Genomic DNA, 2,211 nt, shown 5'->3' with positions numbered 1-2,211 from the left:
CGACCAGCCATCCTTGTCCCTTGCATTGGGTTCTGCCCCTTGGGAGAGGCAGCGGGTAACATCCAACACGTTGCTTGGGAAGAACTCCCCGGTATTCCAGTCCCCACAATCCGGGCGGGCAACAGTGGCGCCTGCCGCCAGCAGCAGGGAACCGGAAGCCAGCAGGGCCAGGAGGCCGCCGGCCTGGTGACAGCCTTGCTGCTGTGGGGCATGGCTCCTGTGGCGGGTAGTCAGCGGCTTTCCAGCAGGCGGTCCACCTTCGCTTCCAACCTGCCCAGATCTTCCCACTGGCGAGTCTCGCTAGCCCGCAGGTCTTCCCGTAGAACGTCGATCTGCGTATTTAGTGCGTCAAACCCCCAGTTTTGCTGGTTCAGGAACAGGGTTGCTACTCCCAGAGTCACAAGGGGCATTAACCATTGCTACCACCACGGGGCGGCCACCGGGACCGGGCCAGTGGTGGGGGCAGCGGCTGGCGTTGTATCCCCGCCCGTAGCCGGGGTGATTCTCTGGGCTGGCATGACGTTTTGCAAGCGCCAGGCCTGGCGGATGAAAACACACTACGTGCTGACCTCAAATGACGTCATTGACGTCACGGATTACAAGTAAATGACGTTAGTAGGCTAACGGATAGAAGGCAATGAAAAGGGGAAGGGGGGAAGCTTGAGAGAGGCAGCGGGCAACATCCGCCGCCGTTGCTTGCTGGAAAAACTCCGTGGTATTCCAGTCCGCACAATCCAGCCGGTCAACAGGGGTGCACGATGCCAGCAGCAGGGAACCGGAAGCCAGCAGGGCCAGGAGGTCGCCCGCTTGGTGACGGTCCCGCTGCTGCCGTGGGGCATGGCTTCCTTCTTGCAGGTGTAGAGCATGGGCAGAGTACCCGCCTCACCTAGTGAAGACGTGGTGGCCTGTGGCGAGTGGTTACTGGGGATGAGGAGTCAAGCGGCTTCCCAGTAGGCGATTCAGCCTGGACTGCCCGGCTTGCATGTCTTTCAAGTCTTTCTGTAGCCCCTTCACGTCTTCCCGCAAGTCGTTAATCTGCTGATTCTGCTGGTTGATCAGCAGCCCCACCCCCACCAGGATCACGGTTGGTTGAGTCAGCAGTGCCAGCCATTCACTCAATCCAGGGGGAACAGCAGGCATGGAAAGCAAATCCGCTTAGGGGGGCAATTCTGCAGTGTTTGCGGCAGGTTACAGACTTTGGGAGCTGAAATCACAGTGTTTACACTGCCTCTGCCCACGGTGCAACAGGGATTTCAGAGGTCCTTTGCAGCCTCGGCCTCCTCCAGCCGTAACCGTAGCCGCTGGGCCCAACCCTCCATCCAGCGCAGATCCACGGTATTGAAGCAACGGGCACTGGCGCCAGCCACCACCACCAGCCCTTGGGGACCCAAGGGTTCCAGCACCACGGCAGGGGTGCCCTCGGGCAGGTAGGTGAATTCCCGGCGGGCGGGGAAAAGCTTCAGATTCACCAGATAGAGGCGCTGTTGGCCGCTGAGCACCCGCTGCACCAGGGGGCCGTCCTGATAGGACTTTCCCGTGAGCAGGCCACGGCTCAACAACAGACGCTGGTTCCAGACGCAGTGGACGGCCACCGCGGCCGTGTTCAACAGCAGCATCTGCGATCCCCACCCCAGCTCCTCCCGTACTCCATCAGGCAACCCCTCCGCTAGGTGCAATCCCTGCTCTCCACTGAGGGCCAACGGTTGTTGCGCCGTGGGATCCACCCGGGTCCAGTTGAGCCCCACCAGCATCAGCCCCACCGCCATCAGCGAGCCCACCACGTCGGCACGCCCCAGGCTCACATGGGCCGGGCTTCCCCCTGCCGTCAGGTGGTTCAACGCCAGGGCCAGGGCGCCGATGCTGCCGGTGAACAGGCTGAGGCGTGCGCCTGTGGTCATCAGCAATGGAGAGAGAGCCCCCTCCCTTCAAGGAGGGGAAAGGCCAAGGATCAGCATAACCCGAGTTCTGGATAAGGGGGCGTCGCCGTTTCCCCACCTGAACACGGCTACCGGTCCCTGTCAATCCTTTCCACTGCGTGGTGGTTCAGGGCAATGCGAGTTTTCCCTTCAAGGAAAGTCCACTCTGGGCGAGTTGCCTTCTTTGAGGGAGGTGCTTTGGAATCTTCACGCCCGAACTGGCAATCCACACGTAGCGGATGTCCTTGTCCGCACGTTCAGACAGTTGCCGGAGTTGCTCGGCGTTCTCGTTCAA

At 61.3% G+C, this 2,211-nt stretch carries 3 protein-coding genes; all 3 read right to left on the bottom strand.

Going from position 1 to position 2,211, the window contains the following annotated elements:
- Positions 1–230: 230 nt before the first annotated feature.
- Complete coding sequence (locus tag FLM9_RS02300) at positions 231–410, bottom strand: hypothetical protein (RefSeq protein WP_074457069.1); 180 nt, start codon at positions 408–410, stop codon at positions 231–233.
- Between the two features lie 508 nt (positions 411–918).
- The gene (locus tag FLM9_RS02290) at positions 919–1,140 is read right to left on the bottom strand and encodes a hypothetical protein (RefSeq protein ID WP_143324564.1); all 222 of its coding nucleotides are present in this window, start codon (positions 1,138–1,140) and stop codon (positions 919–921) included.
- Positions 1,141–1,253: 113 nt separating this feature from the next.
- Complete coding sequence (locus FLM9_RS02285) at positions 1,254–1,898, bottom strand: cofactor assembly of complex C subunit B (RefSeq protein ID WP_074457066.1); 645 nt, start codon at positions 1,896–1,898, stop codon at positions 1,254–1,256.
- Positions 1,899–2,211: the final 313 nt, after the last annotated feature.

The organism is Candidatus Synechococcus spongiarum, from assembly GCF_900047545.1.
Classification (GTDB): Bacteria; Cyanobacteriota; Cyanobacteriia; order PCC-6307; family Cyanobiaceae; genus Synechococcus_B; species Synechococcus_B spongiarum_C.
The sequence above is the reverse complement of the archived record's forward strand: the minus strand, read 5'-3'. Positions and strand labels throughout refer to the sequence as shown.

Coding starts and splice junctions, on each gene's coding strand:
- FLM9_RS02300 (WP_074457069.1), bottom strand. CDS start 410: ATGCCCCTTGTGACTCTGGGAGTAGCAACCCTGTTCCTGAACCAGCAA.
- FLM9_RS02290 (WP_143324564.1), bottom strand. CDS start 1,140: ATGCCTGCTGTTCCCCCTGGATTGAGTGAATGGCTGGCACTGCTGACT.
- FLM9_RS02285 (WP_074457066.1), bottom strand. CDS start 1,898: ATGACCACAGGCGCACGCCTCAGCCTGTTCACCGGCAGCATCGGCGCC.